The 23,715-nt window shown below is 41.2% G+C and carries 17 protein-coding genes and 1 tRNA gene; 13 read left to right on the forward strand and 5 right to left on the reverse strand.

Annotated elements, in window-relative coordinates:
- Positions 1-7 precede the first annotated feature (7 nt).
- The 4 genes from BUC20_RS16870 to BUC20_RS16885 all read left to right on the forward strand — a co-directional run bounded on the left by BUC20_RS16870 (position 8) and on the right by BUC20_RS16885 (position 5,303).
- Entirely contained in the window at positions 8-1,351 is a 1,344-nt protein-coding gene (locus BUC20_RS16870; RefSeq protein ID WP_073232255.1) for an MFS transporter, read from the forward strand.
- Between the two features lie 146 nt (positions 1,352-1,497).
- On the forward strand, positions 1,498-3,036 hold the full coding sequence (locus BUC20_RS16875) for a S10 family peptidase (RefSeq protein ID WP_073232256.1): 1,539 nt from the start codon (positions 1,498-1,500) through the stop codon (positions 3,034-3,036).
- Positions 3,037-3,064: 28 nt separating this feature from the next.
- Positions 3,065-4,027, forward strand: a complete 963-nt coding sequence (locus BUC20_RS16880; protein WP_084528969.1) for an acetyl-CoA carboxylase carboxyltransferase subunit alpha — start codon at positions 3,065-3,067, stop codon at positions 4,025-4,027.
- Positions 4,028-4,112: 85 nt separating this feature from the next.
- Positions 4,113-5,303, forward strand: coding sequence for a serine hydrolase domain-containing protein (locus tag BUC20_RS16885; RefSeq protein WP_073232257.1), 1,191 nt, complete (start codon positions 4,113-4,115; stop codon positions 5,301-5,303).
- 98 nt (positions 5,304-5,401) lie between these two features.
- Here BUC20_RS16885 and BUC20_RS16890 read toward each other — a convergent pair whose 3' ends face one another.
- Complete coding sequence (locus BUC20_RS16890; RefSeq protein ID WP_073232258.1) at positions 5,402-8,431, reverse strand: glycosyltransferase family 117 protein; 3,030 nt, start codon at positions 8,429-8,431, stop codon at positions 5,402-5,404.
- Between the two features lie 243 nt (positions 8,432-8,674).
- Here BUC20_RS16890 and BUC20_RS34295 point away from each other — a divergent pair, with 243 nt between their 5' ends.
- The 6 genes from BUC20_RS34295 to pth all read left to right on the forward strand — a co-directional run bounded on the left by BUC20_RS34295 (position 8,675) and on the right by pth (position 12,964).
- Positions 8,675-8,797, forward strand: coding sequence for a hypothetical protein (locus BUC20_RS34295; RefSeq protein WP_262497422.1), 123 nt, complete (start codon positions 8,675-8,677; stop codon positions 8,795-8,797).
- A gap of 3 nt (positions 8,798-8,800) precedes the next feature.
- The gene (locus BUC20_RS16895; RefSeq protein ID WP_084528971.1) at positions 8,801-10,297 is read left to right on the forward strand and encodes a serine hydrolase domain-containing protein; all 1,497 of its coding nucleotides are present in this window, start codon (positions 8,801-8,803) and stop codon (positions 10,295-10,297) included.
- Positions 10,298-10,602: 305 nt separating this feature from the next.
- Positions 10,603-10,673, forward strand: a tRNA-Gln gene (locus BUC20_RS16900).
- A 71-nt stretch (positions 10,674-10,744) separates the two neighbouring features.
- Positions 10,745-11,686 carry a ribose-phosphate pyrophosphokinase gene (locus BUC20_RS16905; protein WP_073232259.1) on the forward strand — a complete coding sequence of 314 codons (942 nt, stop codon included), beginning with the start codon at positions 10,745-10,747 and terminating at the stop codon, positions 11,684-11,686.
- 30 nt (positions 11,687-11,716) lie between these two features.
- A complete protein-coding gene (locus BUC20_RS16910; protein WP_073232260.1) occupies positions 11,717-12,295 on the forward strand; it encodes a 50S ribosomal protein L25/general stress protein Ctc in 579 nt (192 codons plus the stop codon).
- Positions 12,296-12,403: 108 nt separating this feature from the next.
- Positions 12,404-12,964 (forward strand): aminoacyl-tRNA hydrolase, encoded by a 561-nt coding sequence (gene pth, locus BUC20_RS16915; protein WP_073232261.1) that lies wholly within the window; start codon positions 12,404-12,406, stop codon positions 12,962-12,964.
- On the opposite strand, the gene BUC20_RS16920 is transcribed toward pth, so the two are convergent.
- The 3 genes from BUC20_RS16920 to BUC20_RS16930 are packed head-to-tail and all read right to left on the reverse strand — an operon-like array spanning position 12,954 to position 18,913.
- Entirely contained in the window at positions 12,954-14,555 is a 1,602-nt protein-coding gene (locus tag BUC20_RS16920; RefSeq protein WP_073232262.1) for a response regulator, read from the reverse strand. The two genes, pth and BUC20_RS16920, sit on opposite strands and share 11 nt — an antisense overlap.
- 49 nt (positions 14,556-14,604) lie before the next feature.
- Positions 14,605-15,429: a CheR family methyltransferase gene (locus BUC20_RS16925; protein WP_073232263.1), complete on the reverse strand. Its 825-nt coding sequence runs from the start codon at positions 15,427-15,429 to the stop codon at positions 14,605-14,607.
- A gap of 1 nt (position 15,430) precedes the next feature.
- The gene (locus BUC20_RS16930; RefSeq protein WP_073232264.1) at positions 15,431-18,913 is read right to left on the reverse strand and encodes a response regulator; all 3,483 of its coding nucleotides are present in this window, start codon (positions 18,911-18,913) and stop codon (positions 15,431-15,433) included.
- Positions 18,914-19,120: 207 nt separating this feature from the next.
- On the opposite strand from BUC20_RS16930, the gene BUC20_RS16935 reads away from it, so the two are divergent.
- From BUC20_RS16935 to BUC20_RS16945, 3 genes are all read left to right on the forward strand, one after another.
- On the forward strand, positions 19,121-19,468 hold the full coding sequence (locus BUC20_RS16935; protein ID WP_073232265.1) for an arsenate reductase: 348 nt from the start codon (positions 19,121-19,123) through the stop codon (positions 19,466-19,468).
- A 66-nt stretch (positions 19,469-19,534) separates the two neighbouring features.
- On the forward strand, positions 19,535-20,290 hold the full coding sequence (locus tag BUC20_RS16940; protein WP_143166829.1) for a hypothetical protein: 756 nt from the start codon (positions 19,535-19,537) through the stop codon (positions 20,288-20,290).
- A gap of 75 nt (positions 20,291-20,365) precedes the next feature.
- Positions 20,366-22,321, forward strand: a complete 1,956-nt coding sequence (locus tag BUC20_RS16945; RefSeq protein WP_234994535.1) for a M1 family metallopeptidase — start codon at positions 20,366-20,368, stop codon at positions 22,319-22,321.
- Positions 22,322-22,378: 57 nt separating this feature from the next.
- Here BUC20_RS16945 and BUC20_RS16950 read toward each other — a convergent pair whose 3' ends face one another.
- Complete coding sequence (locus tag BUC20_RS16950; RefSeq protein ID WP_073232267.1) at positions 22,379-23,647, reverse strand: mechanosensitive ion channel family protein; 1,269 nt, start codon at positions 23,645-23,647, stop codon at positions 22,379-22,381.
- Positions 23,648-23,715: the final 68 nt, after the last annotated feature.

The raw sequence follows: 23,715 nt of genomic DNA on the forward strand, positions 1-23,715 counted from the left end.
TTGCCCGATGGAAAAGAAAATTGCTGTAAGTAAACCAAGACTATCATCGTTACAAATATTTAACCTGAGTGCCGGTTTCTTTGGCATTCAGTTTGGGTTTGCCTTACAGAACGGAAATGCATCCAGGATTTTGCAAACCTATGGGGCAGATGTAGAACACCTCTCTCTTTTTTGGCTGGCAGCTCCTCTTACAGGGATGATCGTTCAACCAATTATCGGTTATTACAGTGATAAGACCTGGAACCGGTTCGGAAGAAGAAGACCTTATTTCCTGATTGGGGCAGTATTGACAGCGCTTGCTTTAATCCTGATGCCCAATTCGGCAGCTATGGCCAGTCTTTTACCACCAATCATTATAGGTGCAGGGATGCTCATGATCATGGATGCCTCTATTAACGTGGCCATGGAACCTTTCCGTGCATTGGTGGCTGATAAGCTGCCGGAGGAGCAGAGGAGCTTTGGTTTTTCCATGCAGACCTTTCTGATTGGTGCGGGGGCCATCGCCGGTTCCTGGCTACCTTACCTGTTATCTGAATATGCAGGGGTTTCGAAAGTGGCTGGCCAGGGACAGATTCCAAACAATGTCATCTATTCTTTTTATGTAGGTGCTGCGGTATTGGTACTGACCATATTATGGACCGTGGTCACTACAAAAGAATATCCACCTGAAGAGATGGAACGTTACCATGGCGAATCTTTGGAAACGGAAAACAAAGGGATCATGTCCATTTTTACTGATTTTTCAAAGATGCCTTTAACGATGAAACAATTGGGCTTAGTTCAGTTTTTCTCCTGGTTTGCCCTGTTCTCTATGTGGGTTTTTACCACACCGGCGATTGCACAGCACATTTATAAAGTTGCACCGGGTGATACTTCCTCTGTGAGATTTGCAGATGCCGGGAACTGGGTAGGTATTTTATTTGGTGTTTATAATGGGGTATCTGCAATATATGCTTTGCTCTTGCCCTCAATTGCCCGGATAACGAGCAAGAAAATCGCACATGCCTTCTCTTTAACAGCAGGTGGGATAGGTTTATTGTCTATTTACTTCATCAGCAATCCACAATACCTGATCTTTTCCATGATTGGTATTGGACTGGCCTGGGGAAGTATCCTGTCGATGCCCTATGCAATTCTATCCAGCTCGATCCCTGCCCGTAAAATGGGGGTATATATGGGGATTTTTAATTTCTTTATCACCATGCCACAAATTGTCAACGGTTTCTTTGGTGGCATGATCGTAGAAAAATTCTATGATGGTAAGGCCATTTATGCGATTGTCATGGCTGGGGTATTTATGCTCCTTGGTGCGGTTTCCGTTTTGTACATCCGGAATAAAAAAGAATTGTAACCAGATTGATTGATTGACTTCCCTGAAAGCGAATAAAAGAGGAAAAACCTTGTCTGTCAGCTAAAAAGAGTAACAATTTTAAAGCATAGGATGCATTCATTGTGTTTAGTTTGATATTTATATCCATAAACCAACCTAAACCAATAATGAGAACAAAAGTATTTACCCTTGCATTGGCCTGTATGGGCTGTTTCGGTCTTTCTTATGCGCAAAAAGCACCACCAGCTAAATCAGAAAGCCCTGCAAAGAACGAACAGCAGGTAAGCCCTTCCAGGACCATCGTTCCCGAAAGTTCAGTCATCACCCAGCATCAGGCCACGATTAACGGGCAGCGCATAGCTTATAAAGCGACTGCGGGCACCCTGCCGGTATGGGATGAGGACGGAAAAGCCATTGCAGGTCTTTTTTATACTTATTATGAGCGTTCAGATGTTCAAAACCGGGATAGCAGACCCTTGGTGATCTCATTTAACGGAGGACCGGGCTCAGCTTCTGTATGGATGCACATCGCTTATACCGGACCTGTAGTTTTAAAGATTGATGATGAAGGTTATCCGGTACAACCTTACGGATACAAAGAAAACCCGACCTCTATTCTTGATGTCGCTGATATAATTTATATAGATCCTGTAAATACAGGCTACTCCAGGCCAACAAGTAAAGATGTTCCGGGAAGTAAGTTTTTTGGTGTCAATGCCGATATCAAATACCTGGCAGAATGGATCAATACTTTCGTCACCAGAAGCAACCGCTGGGCCTCTCCAAAATTCCTGATCGGGGAAAGCTATGGAACGACCCGCGTTTCCGGGCTGGCGCTGGAACTTCAGAACTCCCAATGGATGTACCTGAATGGAGTGATTCTGGTCTCGCCAACAGAACTTGGAATCGAAAGAAGCGGGCCAGTTGAAGCGGCTTTACGCTTGCCTTATTTTGCGGCTACTGCCTGGTATCATAAGGTCCTTCCCTCAGATTTGCAATCTAAAACATTGGCTGCCTTTTTACCGGAAGTGGAAGATTTCACCATCAATGAACTTTTACCGGCAATGGCAAAGGGCAATTTCCTGACGGAGCAAAAGAAGAAAGATATTGCGGCTAAGATGGCACGTTATTCCGGAATTTCAGAAAAGGTGATCCTGCAATATAACCTGGATGTTTCCACTAACTTTTTCTGGAAAGAGCTGCTGCGCGACAAAGGCTTTACCGTTGGACGTTTGGATTCCAGGTACAAAGGGATCGATAAAAATGATGGGGGAGAACGACCTGATTACAATGCCGAGCTGACTTCCTGGTTGCATTCATTTACCCCTGCGATCAATATGTACCTTAGAAATGAACTGAATTATAAAACCGATCTGAAGTACAATATGTTTGGCTCGGTAAGGCCATGGGACAACAGTAATGACAGGACCGGAGAGAACCTGCGACAGGCGATGGCACAAAATCCATACTTAAATGTGATGGTTCAATCGGGATATTTTGATGGGGCATGCGATTATTTTAATGCAAAATATAGCATGTGGCAATTAGATCCGGGAGGAAAATTAAAAGACAGATTGAGCTTTGAAGGCTATGAAAGCGGTCATATGATGTATTTAAGGAAGGATGACCTTTCTAAAGGAAACCGCCATATCCGTGAATTTATATTAAAATCTTTACCTAAACCCGGGGTGCCTGCGAAGTTTTAAATAAAATGTCTATTTTTACAGCCCACTTATGGAACAGATAAAAACATCATTTGATTTCGAAAAACCTTTAGCTGAATTGGCGCAGCAAATTGAAAAGGTTAAACAGGTTGCCGATAAAACCAAAGTAGATATGTCTGCTACACTAGCTGAACTGGAAGAGAAGCTGGCTGAGACCCAGTTAACACTTTACAGCCACCTTACCGGTTGGCAGAAGGTTCAGATGTCACGTCATCCGGAAAGGCCACAAACCCTGGATTACATCAGCATGATCTGCGATGATTTCATAGAAATGCATGGCGACAGGACTGTAAAAGACGACAAAGCTATTATTGGAGGTTTTGCAACTATTGCTGGTCAGACGGTAATGGTCATCGGACACCAGAAAGGTAAAAATACGAAAGAACGTCAGTACCGTAATTTTGGGATGGCCAATCCTGAAGGGTATAGAAAAGCATTGCGCTTAATGCGTCTTGCCGAGAAGTTCAATAAGCCTGTTATTTCTTTTATTGATACGATGGGTGCTTATCCCGGACTGGAAGCAGAAGAGCGCGGACAGGGGGAAGCAATTGCACGTAACCTGTTGGAGATGTCTGTACTTAAAGTACCGATCCTATGTTTTGTAGTAGGTGAAGGAGCTTCAGGTGGAGCATTGGGAATTGGAATCGGTGATCGTGTATATATGTTGGAACATACCTGGTATTCTGTAATTTCTCCGGAATCCTGCTCCTCTATTTTATGGCGCAGCTGGGATTATAAAGAAAGAGCAGCAGAATGTCTGAAACTGACTTCTGATGATATGTACAAAAATGAACTGATCGATGGCATCATTAAAGAGCCACTGGGAGGTGCACATCAGAATCCTGAGGCCATGGCTGAAACAGTGAAAGAACAGATCTTAAAAGACCTGAAAGAACTTAAAAAATTGAAAACGGATGCCATGATCACTAAGAGAATTGATAAATTCTGTGCAATGGGTGTGGTAAACGAATAAATGATAATAAAAGAATAAAAAGAAAGGCTGCAACTCAACACTGCGGCCTTTTCTTTTTTTATATCCTCCTTAAAACCGTTGCGCTATGATAAAGAAAATCGGATACGGCCTTGCCCTGATCATTTCCATTTTTGTCCTGGTTCTTTGTATCCTCTTCATCCGGCGGCCGGAACTGATGCGGGTGTTACGCTACCAGAGTCCGGATGCAGAAACCTATAAATTATACCCACAGTCTATAGTGCGTGCTGCGGATACTCCTTTTCATTTTGTAAAAGCAGAAAGGATGAGGGAGGATCTGGATTCCATTCGTGTCTTTGACCGCGACAAAAAAGAAATGTCCCTGAAGGCCTATCTGGAAGAAGGGAAGACCAATCTTTTTATGGTAATCAGGAACGACACCGTGATTTACCAGAAGTTTGCTCCCGGTTATAGCGATACTACTTTGACCACACTGTTTTCTGTCGCCAAGTCGATGGTATCCATTATGCTGGGGCAGGCGATTGAGGAAGGAAAGATCAAAAGCCTGGATGATCCGCTGCTGCGCTATGTTCCGGAATTGAAAAGTAATCCTGTATTTGATCAGCTGACTTTAAGGAATCTGATGGAGATGAAGTCAGGGCTGGAATTCAGTGGTATTGATGGTGGATTGGTTGCTGCCTTTTTATCTGATGAGGCTAAATACTATTATACCCAGGATATGAAGAAGGAGTTGTTAAAGCTCCGGGCAGAACATCCTCCGGGAAAGATCTGGAAGTATAAGAGTATTGATGTCCTTTTACTCAGCTGGGCATTGGAAAATGCGACAGGGAAAAAGACGGCGGCTTATTTTCAGGATAAAGTCTGGACCAGAATCGGAACAGAATATCCGGCAAGCTGGGGCCTGGATCACAAAGATGGATTGGCCAATACCGCAAGCCGCTTTCAGGCCACAGCGATAGATCTGGCTAAGATTGGAAGATTGTATCTTCTTAAAGGTGCATATAAAGATCATCAGGTGATCCCGGAAGAATGGGTAAGGCACACAGTTCAAGGGAGTGCCGATACTTCCATTACGACCAAAGGATGGCAGAAAACCAGGCAGAATTATTTGTGGTGGGTTCCATTGGAAGGAGATAACGGCGATTTCGCTGCAGAAGGGATGCGTGGACAACGTTTATATGTTGACCCCTTAACCAATACCATTATCGTTCAGCTGGCGCTTCGTGGTGCCGGAGATTACCCATACCGTAAGGTCAGCCGTTATTTATCAGGATTGCCTTTTACTTATCCCAGATAAAAACCATTATAAGTAGGCTGCTTATAAAAAGCAACGAAAAACAGCCCATAAAAAAGAGCATCCTTTAGAAAGGATGCTCTTTTTTATGGGCTTAAATCTTATTGTTGTGGAGGGAAGAAAGCCGAGAATCTTGATTCTAACCTCGCAAACGTATCATTCAGTTCTTTGCTGAGTTTCGTTTGTTTATACTCTGCTGCGGTCCTGGCCATCTGGTTCAGGAAGGACATGCCCAGCTGAACATTTTGTCCGCCTACAAATTTCTTCTTACTTTGAGATACATCAGCAAGGTAAGTCAGTTCTTTATCAATATAAACTGCCGATTTTTCAATCAGTGCATTTGCTCTTTTGGAATCATTCAGCAGGTATAGGTTTTCTGCCATAAAATAAGCACCCATCATAGAACGCATGCCATAGAATTTCTCCGGCATCACTTCGAAATAACGGTTCACTACTTTTTTAGCATCTTCTGTTTTACCTTCTTTCAGTAATCCGGAGATGGTGTTATTGAACACATTCGTGAAGATCGAAATGTCATCACCTGATTGTGTATCCAGGTATCTTGCATTTTTAACATTTCCCCATACAAACTTGTTCATCACATTGTTGTATAAAGGAGCAATGTTCAGCTGCTCATTTTTAGCGGCAGCAGTATCTGGTTTGTAAGGCATCAGGCGTAACGCCAGACCTTCGTTGTATAGGTATTTATCTAATCCATTGTACTGATCAGAAGGAACAGTGCTGGCGAAATAAATAGGTCTTTTCCAGTCGTTATGTACCAGGATGTCAAACATGGCTAATGTTCCTTTGGTCACATAGCCTTTATTGAAAGTCCATTCTAAAGCAGGGGCAATCCTTGCAGAGTCTGCTGCCGGAGCTGCTCCGTTTTTGATGGCATCAGCTTTATTGATCGATAGTTTAAAATTCTTTGTTGGAATAAAGTTTACTTTTCTTCCGTCATTCAATGGAACTTTATCTTCACTGTTTTCAGAAAGCAGGAGTTCCAAAATGGTTTTCAGTTCTACATTACCTGCGATATCTTTATCCTGATAGTACATCACATCTCTTTCTCCCTGAACATACTGAGATTCTTTCATGGAAATGGGAAGAGGCGCAGATTCATTTTGCTTGCGTTTCATTCCATTGATATACCAGTCGGTATCAAATAAACTCAGGTTCACTAAACGGATGTCAGGTCTGATATTTTCCACTTCCTGTGCATACCATAGCGGGTAGGTATCGTTATCTCCATAAGTAAAGAGGATTGCGTTCGGAGCGCATGACTGCAGGTAATCCACTGCAATATCATGGGCAACCATTTTGGTCGAACGGTCATGGTCATCCCAGCCCTGAGCAGCCATAATCACCGGAGCAGCGAATAAACCTGCTACCGTAGCTAAGATTCCTCCGGTGGCTGGTGTCATCTTTTTAAAGATCCATTCTCTCAGTGCAAGCACACCAAAGCCCACCCAGATGGCAAAGGCATAAAATGATCCTGCATACGCATAATCACGTTCCCTTGGCTCCATTGGTTTCTGGTTCAGGTACAATACAATTGCAAGACCGGTAAAGAAGAATAAAAGGCCAACAATTCCGGCGTCTTTCTGATTCCTTTTGAAATGCCATATGGCACCTAACAATCCCATAATTAGAGGAAGGAAGAAAAAGCGGTTATAGGCATTGCTATCTGTAATTGTTGGTGGCAGGTTTTTCTGATCTCCAAGCATCAGGGCGTCGATAGGTTTGATCCCACTTAGCCATTGACCCTCATAGATACTTCCCTGTCCCTGGTCGTCATTTTGGCGGCCAACAAAGTTCCACATGAAATATCTCATGTACATCTGTCCGACCTGGTACGACATTAAGAATCCGATATTGTCAATCAGCGATGGAAAATGATCATCACTAAAGCCCATCATATCTTTATAGTAGGCAACATGACCCGGGTCATCGCTGTACATACGGGGGAAAGGGGTGATTCTGTCATATTCGTACTCCGTTTTTTTGCCGGTTACTTCATATTTTTCTGCACCTTTTCTATATAGTGTTTTACCTTCTACCACATTTACACCCTGGGAATTGTAGTTCGGACCAAATAATAAAGGTCTGTCTCCATATTGTTCTCTGTTCAGGTATCCCAGGAAGGAGAAGGCATTGTCCGGAGAACTGTTGTTCAGGTTCGGGTTTGCTTTTGCACGGATGATGATCATCGCGAAGGAGCCGTAACCAAAAATGATCAGTACAGTAGACAATAAAGCCAGGTTAAGTATTTTTTTCTGGTGTTTAATGGAATATCTGATTCCCCAGGTCAATCCGCCAACCAGCAGAATGGCGAAGAAAATCACTCCGGTCCCAAAGCCCATACCCAGCGTATTCACGAAGAACAAGTCAAAATAGGCACCAAATGAAACCAGGTATTGAATGATTCCATATTGGATTACGGCAAGGATCAGGATCCCTACAATCCCTGCTTTGATGGTACCGGCAGTGGTTGGGTTTTTAGTTTTCTTGAAATAATATACAAAGGCAATTGCCGGAATGGTCAATAAGTTCAGTAAGTGAATACCGATGGATAGACCCATGATATAAGCGATGAATAACAACCAGCGGTCTGCGCGCGGCTCGTTTGCAACGGCTTCCCATTTTAATATTCCCCAGAATACAATCGCAGTGAACAGGGAAGAAAGTGCATATACCTCAGATTCTACTGCTGAAAACCAGAAGCTATCAGAGAAGGTATAGGCCAATGCACCTACGATACCTGCACCCATGATAGAGATCAGGTTTGCTTTAGTTACTTCTTCATTTTCTTTTACCAGCACTTTTTTCGCCAATGCGGTAATGGTCCAGAATAAGAATAAAATAGTCGCTGCACTGGCAATAGCAGAACCAACGTTCATGAAGTAGGCTACTTTAGTGACATCACCAAAAGCCAGCAGTGAGAAGAAGCGCTGTATCATTAAGAACAGGGGAGCTCCCGGTTGGTGGACTACCTGCATTTTTAACGCAGAAGCGATAAACTCACCGCAATCCCAGAAGCTTACTGAAGGTTCTAATGTCAGAATATACGTTACTGTAGCGATCAGAAAACAAAGCCAGCCGGTAAGGTTGTTGATTTTTGAATAATTCATTTCTTGTATTGAATAGTTATTAAAGTCGCGCTAATAAAATGCAGCCGAAAATAAAGAATAAGATTGATAAACGTACAAAGTAATGGACAGTTTAACAAATTTAACGAAGGAGGAGGGCCTCCTTATTACTATATCACTTATATGTTACCCTTGGGGAGGGGATACTTTGTAAGTAGTCAGCAGTCTTGAAGAGGAAGTTTGAAAGACAACAGGTGCTCTACTTCATTTTTTTGTTTAAAAAATGTGAAACAACTTTTATTATACGAATACATTCGTAGATTTGAGTACGAAGAAGTTCGTAGTATGCTGAACGGAGTAATCATATTAACCATAGAAGGCGAAATGGAGATGCTAAAGGCACTTTGAAAAATGGAAAACTGCACCGTTCCTGAGGTTCAGGAGTCTTTAAACTTAAATAACAAGCGATTAAACCAAACTATTTACAAAAAGATGAACTATAAAAATCTAATTCTATCAGCTATACTGCTGATTACATCGATCTTCTCTTTTGGGCAGAAAAGCAAACCAGCAGAAAGATTAGATTCATTATTCAATGTGCTTGCAGAACAAAATCAGTTTAATGGAAGTGTTCTAATTGCTGATAAAGGGAAAGTAATTTATAAAAATGGAAAAGGCTACAGTAACGAGCTGACAAAAGAGAGAAATAATACCAATACCATTTTTGAATTGGCATCTTGCAGCAAACAGTTTATTGGTGTTGGTGTCGCTATATTACATAGAGACAATAAGATAAACTACACAGACGATATTACCCTTTATATTCCAGAGTTGTCAAACTTTAAAGGGGTAAAAATCTATGATTTATTAAGGCATACAAGTGGAGTACCTGAATTTTTAGGGAAGTTTAGACAAGATTGGAAGAATGATAAAATTGCAACAAACCAGGATGTCATAAATTATTACGCACAGGGAAAAGACACTTTAGAATTTTTGCCAGGGTCAAAGCATCAATACCGTAATACAAATTATGTTTTTTTAGCAACTATAATAGAAAGGGTATCGAAACAAAAAATTGATGCCTACCTATCTGAAAACATATTTAAGCCTTTAAATATGAACAGAACGTTTATCTACGCTAGAAGAGTTAATCCTAAAAGCATAAAAAACTACGCCTATGGCTACTATTGGGTTAAAAATAAATTTGAAAAAGCAACCGAAGATGATGCAAAAATCGGAGATATGACCAGTTATTATATGGATGGAATTGTTGGGGGTGCAAAAGTCAACTCGACAGTCGAAGATGTTTACAAATGGATAAATGCGTTGAAAAATAACACTTTATTAAGTAAAGAAGAATTTAATGAAGTGATGAATTTTAGTGAAACCAGTAATAAGAAAATTGTTAGGTACGGTTTTGGATTTGAAGTGCGAAAAAACAACGATAATATAAGCTACGGCCATACAGGTAGCTGGGATGGCTATATCACCTTTACCCACTACAATTCTAAGAATGACAGAACAGTAATTGTTTTAAATAACTTTAACAACGGAGTATACCCTTATCAATCTATTCTCGAAATTTTGGACAATAAGCCTTCTTCGAACGAATTCAGTAAAAAAATAAGTTTACCGGAAGAAGAAATTAAAAAATTTGTTGGCGAATACGTTGACTCAGAAAAACCAACTGAAAAACATGTAATAAGTTATTTAAACAAACATTTAGTATATAATACAGATAAAATAAGTTGGGATATGCGTTTTTTTCCAACTGGAAACAACACCTTTCAAGCTATAAGACAAGGTGGCACTGACGGAGTAATGAAATTTATAAGACAAGACGATGGTTCGGTAAAATTAGAAATGACGCAATATGGGCAGAATATTGGCAATGGAATTCGAAAATAACTGGAAACCTTTCCATCTTCTTTTTCATGACAGGGTAAACGTTCCCCATTATGAAATTGTTACGGGTAAGAGGTCTTGAAAAGGGGGGCTGAAAGGCAACACACCCTTTGCTCTATTTTTTTTGAAAAAAAAGTTAAAAAAAAGATCATTGGCAACTTCCTGATTTTAAATAATTTATTTCTCCGTAAAAGCGAAGCGCTTAAATTATTTTAATTTTTTTTAGGTCAGCCCTTGCAAAAATCAAAAATGTGCGTACATTTGCATTCCCTTACAAAGCAAGCCTATCACGCTTTAAAAGGAAAGATTGCCCGATAGTATAAAGGTAGTACAACGGTTTTTGGTACCGTTTGTCTAGGTTCGAATCCTGGTCGGGCAACAAAACATATTCGGATTGTGGTTTTACTCACAATCCGATTTTTTTTAACCCGCATTGATACACCTTTAATCATGCCATTGCAGTTTAACCCAGTTAAGCTTTTTGCCGGAACCGGTACAAAAGAATTAGCAATCAAAATTGCCGAGAGCTACGGCAAGCCACTAGGCGATGTCACTTTAAACCGGTTTAGCGACGGTGAATTCCAACCTTCTTACGATGAAACAGTACGTGGTTGTGATGTCTTCCTAATCAACTCTACTTACCAGCCTAACGACAACTTAATGGAGCTTTTGTTAATGATTGATGCCGCAAAACGCGCATCTGCTCATTACATTACTGCTGTTGTTCCTTATTATGGTTTAGCCAGACAAGACAGGAAAGATAAACCACGTGTAGCCATCGGAGCAAAACTGGTAGCGAACTTATTAAAGTCTGCAGGTATTCACAGGATCATGACGATGGACCTTCATGCTGCTCAGATACAAGGATTCTTCGATATCCCGGTAGACCACTTAGATGGTTCGGTGATTTTCGTTCCTTATATCAAAAGCTTAGGCCTGGAGAATCTAACCATTGCTTCTCCGGATATGGGCGGTTCTTACCGGGCACGTACTTTTGCGAAGTTCTTTAATGCAGAGGTGGTGATTTGTGATAAGAGACGTAAACGTGCCAATGAAATTGAGTCTATGTCGATCATTGGAGATGTGGTTGGTCAGGATATCGTTTTAATTGACGACATTTGCGACACCGCAGGAACTTTATCCAAAGCAGCAGCGCTGATTATGGAAAAAGGGGCGAAGAGTGTACGTGCGGTTTGTACGCATCCGGTATTGTCAGGAAATGCTTATGAAACGATTGAGAACTCCATGCTGGCGGAACTGATCGTTACAGATACCATCCCTCTGAAACGTCCGAGTGATAAAATCAGGGTATTGAGTACGGCTGAGTTATTTGCAAAAGCAATTGCCAATGTAAATGAACACGGTTCGATCAGTGACCTTTTTAAAGTTTAATATTTTTAATACATATATAATCAATAAAAAATGAAAACAATCGCAATTAGCGGTTCTCCAAGAGAGAACGTAGGGAAACGCGATGCTAAGGAGCTTCGCTATGAAGGTAAAGTTCCTGCAGTATTGTATGGTGGTAAAGAGCAAAAACACTTTGCTGTAATTACAACCGAATTGAAGGATGCTATTTACACTCCGGAAGCAAACTTTGTTGAAATTGACATTAATGGTACTAAAACTAAAGCAATCATTAAAGAATTACAATTTCACCCACTTACTGACCTTTTATTACACGTAGATTTTCTTCAGTTATTTGATGACAAAGAAATCTTGATGGAAATCCCTGTTAAATTAACCGGTACTTCTCCAGGTGTTAAAATGGGTGGTAAATTAGTACAGAAATTACGTAAACTTCGTGTTAGAGCATTCCCTAAAGATATGCCTCAAACAGTTGAAGTGAGCATTGCGAAATTAGAAGTTGGAAACTTGTTCCGCGTACGTGACCTTGCAAAAGCTGACTACGTGATCACAAACACTCCTGAAGATACCATCGTATCTGTAGGAATGTCAAGAGCTTTAAAACAAGCAGAAAACGAAGCTAACAAGAAATAATTTCTTTTAGCTTATTCAAAAAAAGCAGTACTGGTAACGGTGCTGCTTTTTTTGTGAAATCAATATTTGACGGGCATGAATTAAAGATTACTATTATATTTGCAATACATGAAATATCTAATTGTTGGTTTAGGGAATATCGGTCCTGAGTATATGGATACACGACATAACATCGGTTTTATGATCGCCGATGAATTGGTGAAAGAACTTGGCGGCTCATTTTCCAATGTCCGTCTGGCTTATTATTCCGAGGTGTCCTTTAAAGGGAAAAAGCTGCATGTGATTAAGCCAACCACCTATATGAACCTGAGTGGTAAATCGGTCAATTACTATATGCAGGAGTTGAGAATTCCATTGGAGAATGTCTTGGTCATTGTAGATGACCTGGCTTTACCCCTGGGTAAACTGAGGTTGAAAATGCAGGGCAGCAGTGCCGGGCATAATGGTCTGAAAAGCATTGAAGGCCTTTGCGGCGGACAAAACTATCCGCGTTTGCGTTTCGGCATCAGTGATAACTTTGCCAAAGGCAGACAAGCGGATTATGTCCTCGGTCCTTTTGATAAAGACGAGTTACCAGAGCTTCCTGCTTTGATTGATAAAAGCGTGGACCTGATTAAAAGCTTTGTAACCATTGGTCCGGCGCTTACCATGACTGCTTTTAATAAGTAGCATCTCCCATTCCGGAATATTTCGTTATTTTCTCGTGTAAGATCTCTAATTCAAAAGGTTTACTCACCACATCATTTGCCCCGGCATCAATTGCGGTTTGTTTATCTGTTTCCAGGACGGCCGCGGAGAAGGTGATGATCGGGATGCCTTCCTTGCCCCTGATAAAGCCTTCACGGATGAGTTTAATGGCATCCAGTCCGTTCATTACCGGCATAAAGGTATCCATCAGGATCAGGTCATAGTCTGATTCTTTGAGCCTGTCCAACGCTTCTTTGCCATTTTCTACCACATCCGGTTGAATTTCCCAGTCCTTCAGTATTTTAATGATCAGAAATTTGTTGATGGGATTGTCTTCTGCAACCAGAACCCTTAACCCTTTGAAGGGACCTAAATAAGGTTTATTGGTTTTTTTTACCACTACAGTATCTTTTAACACTTCATACCAGTTGGTGAAACAGAAAGTACTGCCAACACCTTCTTCGCTGATGACTTCAAGGACTCCTCCTTTTAACTTAGCCAGATTTTTAACAATAGACAAACCCAGGCCTGTACCTCCAAACTTTACCGTAGTTTGCTCATCCGCCTGTTCAAAGGTTTCAAAGATCTTATCAATATTGTCTCTGGCAATGCCGATACCCGTATCAATTACGGAAAATTTAATCTGCAGGTTATTTCCTTTTCTGTCGATGATCTCTGTTTTCAGGGTAACACTTCCCTGGATCGTAAACTTAATGGCGTTGCCAATCAGGTTCATCAGAATCTGGTTCAGGCGAAGTGAATCTGCCAATACCAATTTTGGTAGCTCTGCATCAAACTCGGTGATCAGGTCCAGTTCTTTTTCTATTGCACGAATGCGTAGCAGGTTTACCACAGAATTGCAGATTTTTACAATATCTGTTTCGGAACGGTTAATTTTAAATTTACCGGACTCTATTTTTGACAGGTCCAGAATGTCATTGATTACTCCTAACAGGGAATCCGAGGAAATCTCCAGCAGGTTGATCATCTCCTTCTGTTCTGGTGTCAGGTTAGTTCTTCCCAGCAAATTCGCCAGTCCGATAATTCCGTTGATCGGGGTGCGGATTTCATGGCTCATGTTCGCCAGGAAATTTTCTTTAATCCGTTTCCCTTGCTCTGCCTGTTCCTTTGCTTTGATCAGCTCTTTCTGGTAAGCTTCCAGTTCCAGGTTTTTCTTTTTGATCTCCCTTTCATTTCTGACCAGTTGAATGAAGGAGTCTACCTTAGCAGAAGTGACATAAGGGTCGAGTGGTTTGTACAGGTAATCTACTGCACCAGTATTCAATCCTTTTACGGCATACTTTGTTTCCTTGGAAATTGCGGTTACAAATATGATGAGTATCCCTTTGGTTCTGGGATTGCTTTTTAAAATCTCTACCAGTTCAAAACCATCCATTTCCGGCATTTGTACATCGACCAGGGCGATGGCGATATCCATTTCCCAGGATATTCTCAGTGCTTCATTGGGATTAGTGGTAGTGATAATATTGATGTCATCCCGTTGAAGCAAGGCTTCAAGGGCAATGATGTTTTCTGGTCTGTCATCAACGATTAAGATGTTAATCTTTTCCATAGGTCTCTGGTATGAGGTAGTGTTTTTGGGGATGATTTTATTGGACCCCTTATGCTATTTTTTGGTAAATATTGTTTTTCTTATCAATGACTTTGAAACGGCCGGTTTCTGTACTTCTTAATGTTTCTTTGGCCCCTAAACAGAGGAACCCAAAATTAGCTAAACTATTGTAGAATAATTCAATGACTCTTTTTTGCAGATCAGTATTAAAATAGATCAATACGTTACGGCAGGAGATGACCTGAAATTCGTTAAACACCCCATCTGAGGCCAGGTTATGTGCGGAGAACAACAGGTTCTTTTTTAAAGAACGGTTGATGGAGGCTGCTTCGTACCGGGCTGTATAAAAATCGGAAAGCGTATGCATGGTTCCTGTCTTCTGATAGTTTTCGGAATACAGCTTCATTTTCTGCAGGTCATAGATCCCGTCTTTTGCGAAATCCAGTACATCGTTATTGATATCAGTCCCATAAAAGAAGCTCCTGTCATAGAGTTCCTGTTCGGCAAACATGATGGCATAGGAATACAACTCTTCCCCGGTTGAACAACCGGCATTCCATACTTTTATCCTTTGGTAGGAGCGAAGATAGGGGATGATATTTTCCTTTACCGACCTGTAAAATGTAGGATCCCGGAACATTTCTGTAACGTTAACCGTCACCTCAATCAAAAACGATTCGAAGTAATCATGGTCATTTGTCAGCAGGGTACGTAAGTCAAATAAACTTAACTTTTGTAATTGCATAATCCGGGTAACCCTTCTTTTCAGGGAAGCGGCAGAGTAGTCACTGAAATCAAAGCCATGAATGTTTTTTATGAAATCAATTAATTCTGACAATTGATCATAGCTGATGTAATCCTCCTCCTTATGCATATTAACTTAACCAGACTCTTAACATTGACAATAATTTATCCATATCAACCGGTTTAGAAATATAATCATTTGCTCCGGCTTCGATACATTTTTCACGATCATTTTTCATGGCTTTAGCAGTTAAAGCAATGATGGGTAATTTTGCGAAACGCTTTTCCAGTCTGATGGCCTTCATGGCTTCATAGCCGTCCATTTCAGGCATCATAATGTCCATCAGGACAAGATCTATCTGTTCAGATTCTTCCAGTTTCTCCAGCGCTTCCCTGCCATTATTGGCAATGACGATTTTGAGGTCGTAAAGCTGTAGCGCACTGGAAAGGGCGAAGATGTTCCGCATGTCATCATCAGTGATTAAAATGGTTTTGTCTTTCAGCACTTTTTCCATCGTGGAAACGCTTTTACCTTTACTGCCACCCGGTTTTGCCGGTATGGCCGGCCCATCTTGTTTCAGCTTATTGATAAACAAACTTACCTCGTCGATTAACCGGTCATTGGATTTATTCGATTTCAGGACCATTGCATCTGTATACTTCATGATGTGGGCCATTTTCTCCTGGTCCAGCTCCATTGCCGTATTGATGATCACTGGAATATGGGCATGGAGCTCCTGAGATTTGATCTGATCCAGTAAATCAAATCCGGAAATATCAGGAAGTTTCAAGTCCAGGATAATGCAGTCGAAAACCTGCTCAGTTAAGAGGTCCAGTGCTTCTTTTCCTGTGAAAGCCTGTTTTACATCCACTCCCTTTTCTGTCAGCTGCTGGGTCAATTCCCTGCTCTGCAGCTCCTGGTCTTCAATAACCAGAACACTTTTGAAATTGTATTTCAGGTAGGCAGCGCTGAGTAATTTAAAAGCTTCATCGAGCTGTTCTTTTTCTACTGGCTTTTTCAGGAAGCCTATTGCTCCCTCTTTTTTAGCTTTACTCGCCTTTTCATTTCCTGCAGACATCATGTGTACAGGGATATGTTTTGTCCGCGGATCAGCTTTTAACTTTTTAAGAATGGTCCATCCATCCATTACCGGCAACATAATGTCCAGCACGATGGCATCGGGAAGCTGAGAGAATGCCATTTCCAAACCAGTGTCACCACTGTGCGCAAGGATGGGGTTAAAGCCTTTTTCAAGTGCATAGTCATTCAGGACATCTGCAAAAACCACATCATCTTCAATAATCAGTAAGGTCTGTGGTTCATCAGATGATTTAACCGGATGGTTTACCACCTCCGGAATAAATGGAATGATGATCGCTTCCTCTATTTTATTTGGAATGATTTGTTCCGGCAGCTGGAAGGAATTATTTCTTGGGACAAACAAGGTAAAGATACTTCCCTCATTAGGCTTACTGCTTACCTGAATTTCTCCACCAAGGATGTAGGCCAGCTCTTTACTAATCGATAAACCTAATCCTGTTCCACCAAATTTTCTGCTCGTAGAGCCGTCTGCCTGCTGGAAGGCTTCGAAGATCAGTTTCTGCTTTTCTTCCGGAATGCCAATACCGGAATCTATAACGGTGATGGCAATGATTTCTTCTGCTGTATTTTTTAAGCGGTCAGCATAAAACCGGGTATCTTTTGGTGGTTTGCTGATCGTAAGTGTAATATGACCATATTCAGGAGTGAATTTGAAGGCATTGGAAAGTAAGTTTTTAACAATCTGCTCCAGTCTGGCCTGATCCGTCAGGATACTTTCCGGAAGAGGTTGTTCAATAATTGTTTTGAATTGGATTTTCTTACTTCTTGCCAGTTCTGTAAACAAAGATTCCATACCATGTTTGATGGATTCCGGTTTTACGTTTTCAATTGTCAGGTCTACCTTTCCGGATTCAATTTTCGATAAGTCCAGGATGTCATTGATCAGCGTCAGTAAATCATTTCCTGCATTGTGGATCACACCAGCATATTTAAGCTGATCGTCATTCAAGTTTTCAGGTCTGTTTTCTTTCAGGATTCTTGCCAGGATCAGGATACTGTTCAATGGGGTTCTTAACTCATGACTCATATTGGCCAGGAATTCAGATTTGTACTTACTGGAAATTTCCAGTTCTTCTGCTTTCAGGCTGATGGCTTCTCTTGCCTGGTTAATGGAGATGTTACGTTCTTCCAGCTGTTGTGCTTTTTCTTCAAGTTCTGCATTGGTCTGACGTAGCTCTTCCTGTTGTACCCGGAGTTCTTCTTCCGAGGATTGAAGCTGATCTGTTTTATACATCAGCTCTTCGTTTGTGGTTCTGAGTTCTTCCTGCTGGCTTTCCAGCTCTTCAGCCTGCTGTTGGGTTTGCTCAAATAATGCCCTTAGTTTTACCCTCGCTACCGCACTGTTTACGGCCACTCCAACACTCTCGCTGATGCTGTTCAGGAACAATACCGTTTTTTCGTCAGGAGCCTCCATCATGCCTAATTCGATTACTGCAAGGCTTTCATCTTCAAATATGATAGGGACGAGATAAATACATTTTGGTAAAGTGCTCCCCAGTCCCGAACTAATTTTCAGGTAATCTAAAGGAACATTATTGAATAATTTTACCTGTTTCTCTGATGCCACCTGGCCAACAAGTCCTTCTCCGAAATGATATTGGTTGATTTCTCCCTTTTTAGACTGATAAGCGTATCCTCCGGTAAATTTGAAAGTCTTTTTAGAACGGTTCACTAAAAAGAAAGCGCCAACCGGTGCATTGATGTAATTACTGATCCTTGTAATGATATTGACCGACAACTCTTCAATTTCCTGCTCTCCGCGCATGGCATCATTAACGGTTGTACTGCCGGATAGTAACCAGTTTTTTTGCTCGTTTTCAGCGGATACTTTTTCCAGCTGCAGATTGGACTCTCTGATTTGGGCTTCCGTCAGTTTTTGCTGATCAAATGTTTTTCTGATGTAAGTAAATAGAAAAAGGATCAGTCCGAATATAATTAAAGAACTGAGTAAAATGATCCAGGTACTTCGCTCACTACTACTGACAATCGCAGATTTTCTTTCCGCCAGTAGACGAAATTCGGTCTCAATCATTTTTTTACTGATCAGGAGCATCTGATCTTTATAAGCTTGTCCACCTCCGTTTAGTACCCTATCTGTGGCCGCAGCCTGCCCTTTATTATCGTATATACGTATCACCTCCTGCATTTCTGCTACTTTCTTATGGGAGTATGAATCAAGGGAGTCTGCTTGTGTGATTTGCTCCGGGTTGTCGCTGATCAGTTTTTTTAAGCCCTGAACCGTCTCCAGGATCATTGGTGCATTTTTATTATAAGGCTTGAGGTAAGCACTTTTCTGAGATAAAATAAATCCCCGTAAAGAACTTTCTGAATTCAGAACTTGTGTTTCCACATTTTTAATCTGATCGATGACCTCATAAGTGTGGCTTTGCCACTTCGTATCTTCATTAAGTTTCTCCACACTGAGGTAAGAAGTAACGGCAGATACGAGTACAAACAACAAGGAAACAGTAAATCCTGTTAATACCTGCTGTTTAAAAGTTAGCTTAAACATATTTGTAAACAATTAAATGTTAAGAGCTCATCTAGAATCTTAGTTCGTTTTGAAATTAAAATTCTGCAAAAAAAAACATTGAAATTCAGTACAATTCTATAACTGAATCCGGTTTTTGGCATCATCTTTTGAAATTTCAAGTCGCCCCCACAGAGACAGATAAAATCAACAACAATATTAATGATAATAAATTTTATTTTTGCTGATATGATAATATACGGAATACCAAATTGCAATACAGTAAAGAAAGCCAGAACCTGGTTAGCAGATAATGGATTTAATCCAACGTTCCACGATTTCAAGAAGAGCGGAATCACTGCCGAAAAACTAAATGAATGGTGTGCAACATTTGGCTGGGAGAAGGTCCTGAACAAAAAAGGAACCACCTGGAAAAAGTTGAGTCCCGGAGAACAAGCTCTTGTTGTTGATCAGGAATCTGCCGTTCAGCTGCTCTTGAAATACACCAGTGCGATTAAAAGACCAGTTGTGGAGCTTAATGGAAAAGCAGTACTCATCAGTTTTGAAGAAGAAGCTTATCAAAAGACTTTAAAGTAATTGCCATTAGGGTGTTAAATTTTGTTAAAATATAATCAGCAGGTAAAAACAGCGTTACATTTGAATATGGCTAAGTATTTATTCAGGTTGTTCATCTCATTCATCTTGTTCATGTGTCTTACCCCTGTTTTTGTCAGGGCACAATCTTCTGTATCCGGAAATGTGTATGACTACGATAATAAAACTTTTCCTATTCAGAATGTGGTGGTCCGGAACCTGAGTAGCAAAGAGCTTTCAAGAACGAAGGCGGCTGGTCAGTTTACCCTTCCTGCAAAGATTGGTGACTTGCTGGAGTTTTCTTATGTAGGTTACCATACGGATACGCTTTTTCTGATTGACCTGAAGCCGAAGACAATTTTCCTGCCCCCGAATTCAAAGCTTTTAAAGGAAGTGGAAATTTTGAGTGCTAAAGTGAACCCTTCTGTATTGTACCGGGATCCTAATGCAAAGGAAACGAAGAGATTCGGTGCGGACGGATTAAGAGGTAAGGGAAATAACGATAGGGCTGGAGGAATGCTGTTTAACCTGGGCTATGGTAAAATGAAGAGGGAAAGGGAGAAAGAGAGAATGCTCGAAGAACGGGATGTCTACGAAACCGAGATCAGAGAAAATTTTAACAAGGAAACCATCACCAAACTGGTAAAGCTTCAGGGGCAGGAATTGATAGATTTTATGGCCATTTACCGGCCATCAGAGCCTTTGATCAAGAGCGAGCGTCCTTTTAACTACACCTATTATATCGTTCAGTGTTATCATCGATGGCTTAAACTTCCGGCAGACCAGCGTAAGGTTTATCCTATGCCTAAATTGAAGGCGAACTAATAAAACCGTTACAATGGTCAGGTATAAAATTTCATTTTATATCTTTAGTTCGAATCTAAAAACCAACAAATAAACATGATGAATAAGCCTTTCTTACTATTGGCCTTGTTATGCGCATTTGGTTTTAGTTCCATGGCACAACAGCCAGCTGGGAACTATGATCCTCATGCCGCATTCAATCCTTTGTTTTACACACAAAACGGTAATGAATACCGCTCAGCCAATGGCTATCCCGGCCCTAAGTACTGGCAGAACCGTGCCGACTATCACATCACGGCAAATCTTGACGAAGTAAAAAATACTGTGACCGGATCAGTAACGATCACCTACAAAAATAACAGTCCTGATAAATTGCCTTTCTTGTGGCTTCAGTTAGACCAGAATCTTTTTTCAGCTTCTTCACGAGGAAATTCACTGATTGCTGCCGGGAGCAGATATGGAGCAAGAGGTGAAAAGGTTGAGGGTGGTTATAAAATAGAAGGCTTAAGTGTTTCTCAAAAGGCGAAGCCGGTAAAATTCAGCTCACTGACAGAAGATACCAGGATGCAGATCCGTCTGGATGAGCCTTTAGCTCCAAATGGAGATGTGATCACCATAAAAATGAATTTTTCATTTGTTATTCCTATTAACGGTTCGGACCGTATGGGACATCTGGCTACTAAAAACGGAGAGATTTTCGCCATTGCACAATGGTTTCCAAGAATGAGTGTTTATGATGATATTCTGGGCTGGAATACTTTACCTTATTGGGGTGCGGGTGAATTCTATTGTGAATTTGGAGATGTAGATTTCTCTGTCACTGCGCCAGCCAATCACATCGTGATGGGTTCTGGTGAACTGCTAAACCCGCAGGAAGTATTGACCGCGGAGCAATTGACCCGTTGGAATGCAGCGAAATTAAGTGATAAAACAATTGCCATCCGGTCTGAGTCGGAAGTGACCGATCCTAAATCCCGCCCTGCAAAAGGAACCTTAACCTGGAAATTTAAGATCAAAAACACACGTGATGTAGCCTGGGCCTCTTCCAAAGCATTTGTTTTGGATGCAGCGAGGATTAACCTGCCAAGTGGAAAGAAATCGCTGGCGGTTTCCGCACATCCTGTGGAGAGCAATGGTAAAGACGGATACGGCAGGGGAGTGGAGTATGTGAAATCTTCTATTGAATATTATTCAAAAAAATGGTTTGAATACCCATACCCGATGGCGGTGAATGTAGCCAGCAATGTAGGTGGGATGGAATATCCGGGGATCGTTTTTTGTGGATGGAAAGCGAAAAATGCAAGCGCCTGGGGTGTGATTGATCATGAATTTGGTCATACCTGGTTTCCAATGATCGTAGGAAGCAACGAACGTAAATTTGGCTGGATGGACGAAGGCTTTAATACCTTTATCAATGGCTTGTCTAAAGCGGCATTTAACAATGGAGAGTATCAGGCAAAACCGGAAAATATGCAAGGGGTTGCTAAATACTTAAGCAATGATGCTTTAGAATATGTGATGTTAAGTCCTGATGCCATGAAGGAAGCTAACATTGGGGTTAACCTTTATTATAAACCGTCATGGGGTCTGAATGTGCTGAGAAATCATGTTTTAGGTGCGGATCGTTTTGATTATGCCTTTAAAAAATATATAGAGAACTGGGCTTATAAACATCCAAGTCCTTTTGACTTTTTCCGTTCGATGGAGAATGGAGCAGGTGAGGATCTTTCCTGGTTCTGGAGGGGTTGGTTTATGGAAAACTGGAAAACAGATCAGGGTATTTCTGAGGTAAAAGAACTGGCAAAAGATGGGGTAAGAACAGGTTATGATATTGTGGTTGCCAATCTGGAAAAAATGCCGATGCCGGTTATTTTAGAGGTAAAAACCAAAAGCGGAAAGTCAGAGGTCATTAAGCTTCCGGTAGACATCTGGATGCGGAATAAGAGCTGGACAGTTCATTACCCAACCACCGAGGAAGTGGTTTCAGTAACCCTGGATCCGGAAAAGGTGCTGCCCGACAGCAATTCTGAAAATAATAGCTGGACAAAGTAGTATCGCCCTTGTCCAATAAAAAATCCCCTTGTGAATCTTGTTTCACAAGGGGATTTTTTATTGGACAGGTGCTAATATATCCATTTCATGAACCTGCAAATCAAAATAAGTTGCAGAAGCCAGCAGGTGGTCAAATATATCGGCCATGATGTACTCATAATCAACCCATTTTGTGGTCCCTGTAAACGCATAGATTTCCAATGGTAAACCATTTGCGGTTGGGGCAAGTTGTCTGACCATCATGGTCATCTTTTTATGTAAGCCGGTATGGTTGGAAATGTAATTGTCTATGTACTTCCGGTATAATCCTGCATTGGTCAGGTTTCTGCCATTGATTAAAAGGCTTTTGTCGGCACCGATACGTTCATTATGTTTGTCAATGTCCTTTTGCCGGTGGTCAATATAGGAGGTTAAGGACTGAATTCTTCTGAATTGCTCTACTTCCTCATAGGTCAGAAACCTGATGGTCGATTGCCGGATGAAAATGGCTCTTTTTATCCTTCTTCCTCCGGACTGTGTCATGCCACGCCAGTTTTGGAAAGAGTCCGAGATGAGCGAGTAGGTGGGGATGGTGGTGATGGTTTTGTCGAAATTCTGCACTTTAACAGTGGTGAGGTTAATCTCCACGACATCGCCGTCAGCCCCATATTTTGCCATCGTAATCCAATCACCGATCCGTACCGTATCATTTGTGCTCACCTGTATGCTGGCTACAAATCCCATGATGGTGTCTTTGAACATCAATAACAATACTGCGGAAATGGCCCCCATAGCGGTAAAGAAGGTCAGTGGAGATTTTCCGGTAAGGTTAGAGAAGATGACCACGGCACCTATAAAAAACAGGATGATTCTGATCACCTGCATATAGCTTTCTATGGGTTTCGATTTGAAAGCCGACTTTTTTCTTAAAGAATCAGCTCCCGAACGGATCAGGGAAATGATCAGCCAGATGATGATGATCACAAGATAAACCTCTGTAAGTTTATTTAAGGGGGCAATCAGACTGGGGAAAGAATAAAAAACTACCGGGATGGAATTCTTTACCAATACCACAGCTGTGGTTAATGCTACAAAATGAGAAAAGCGGTTTTCCAGTAAATGATGGAAGAAGTCAACCTTTGTGCGTTTTGTAATCCGGATTAAGGTGATCCTTAACAAACGTCTGAGGACATAGTGCAGCAAATAAACTGCAATCGCGAGCACCAATGATAGTGCAAGAAGGTTGATATAGTCGGCAATGCTATCTGAAACTCCCCATTTTATAAGAAGGTCATGTGTTTTTTTGCCAATATTAATGAAATCAAATTCGTAATCTGTTGCGCTCATTTATGATCATTTTAAACGATTGCAACAGATTACAAAAAAATAATTGGAAAGACAATATTCTGCTCTAA

The organism is Pedobacter caeni (assembly GCF_900129215.1).
GTDB lineage: Bacteria > Bacteroidota > Bacteroidia > Sphingobacteriales > Sphingobacteriaceae > Pedobacter > Pedobacter caeni.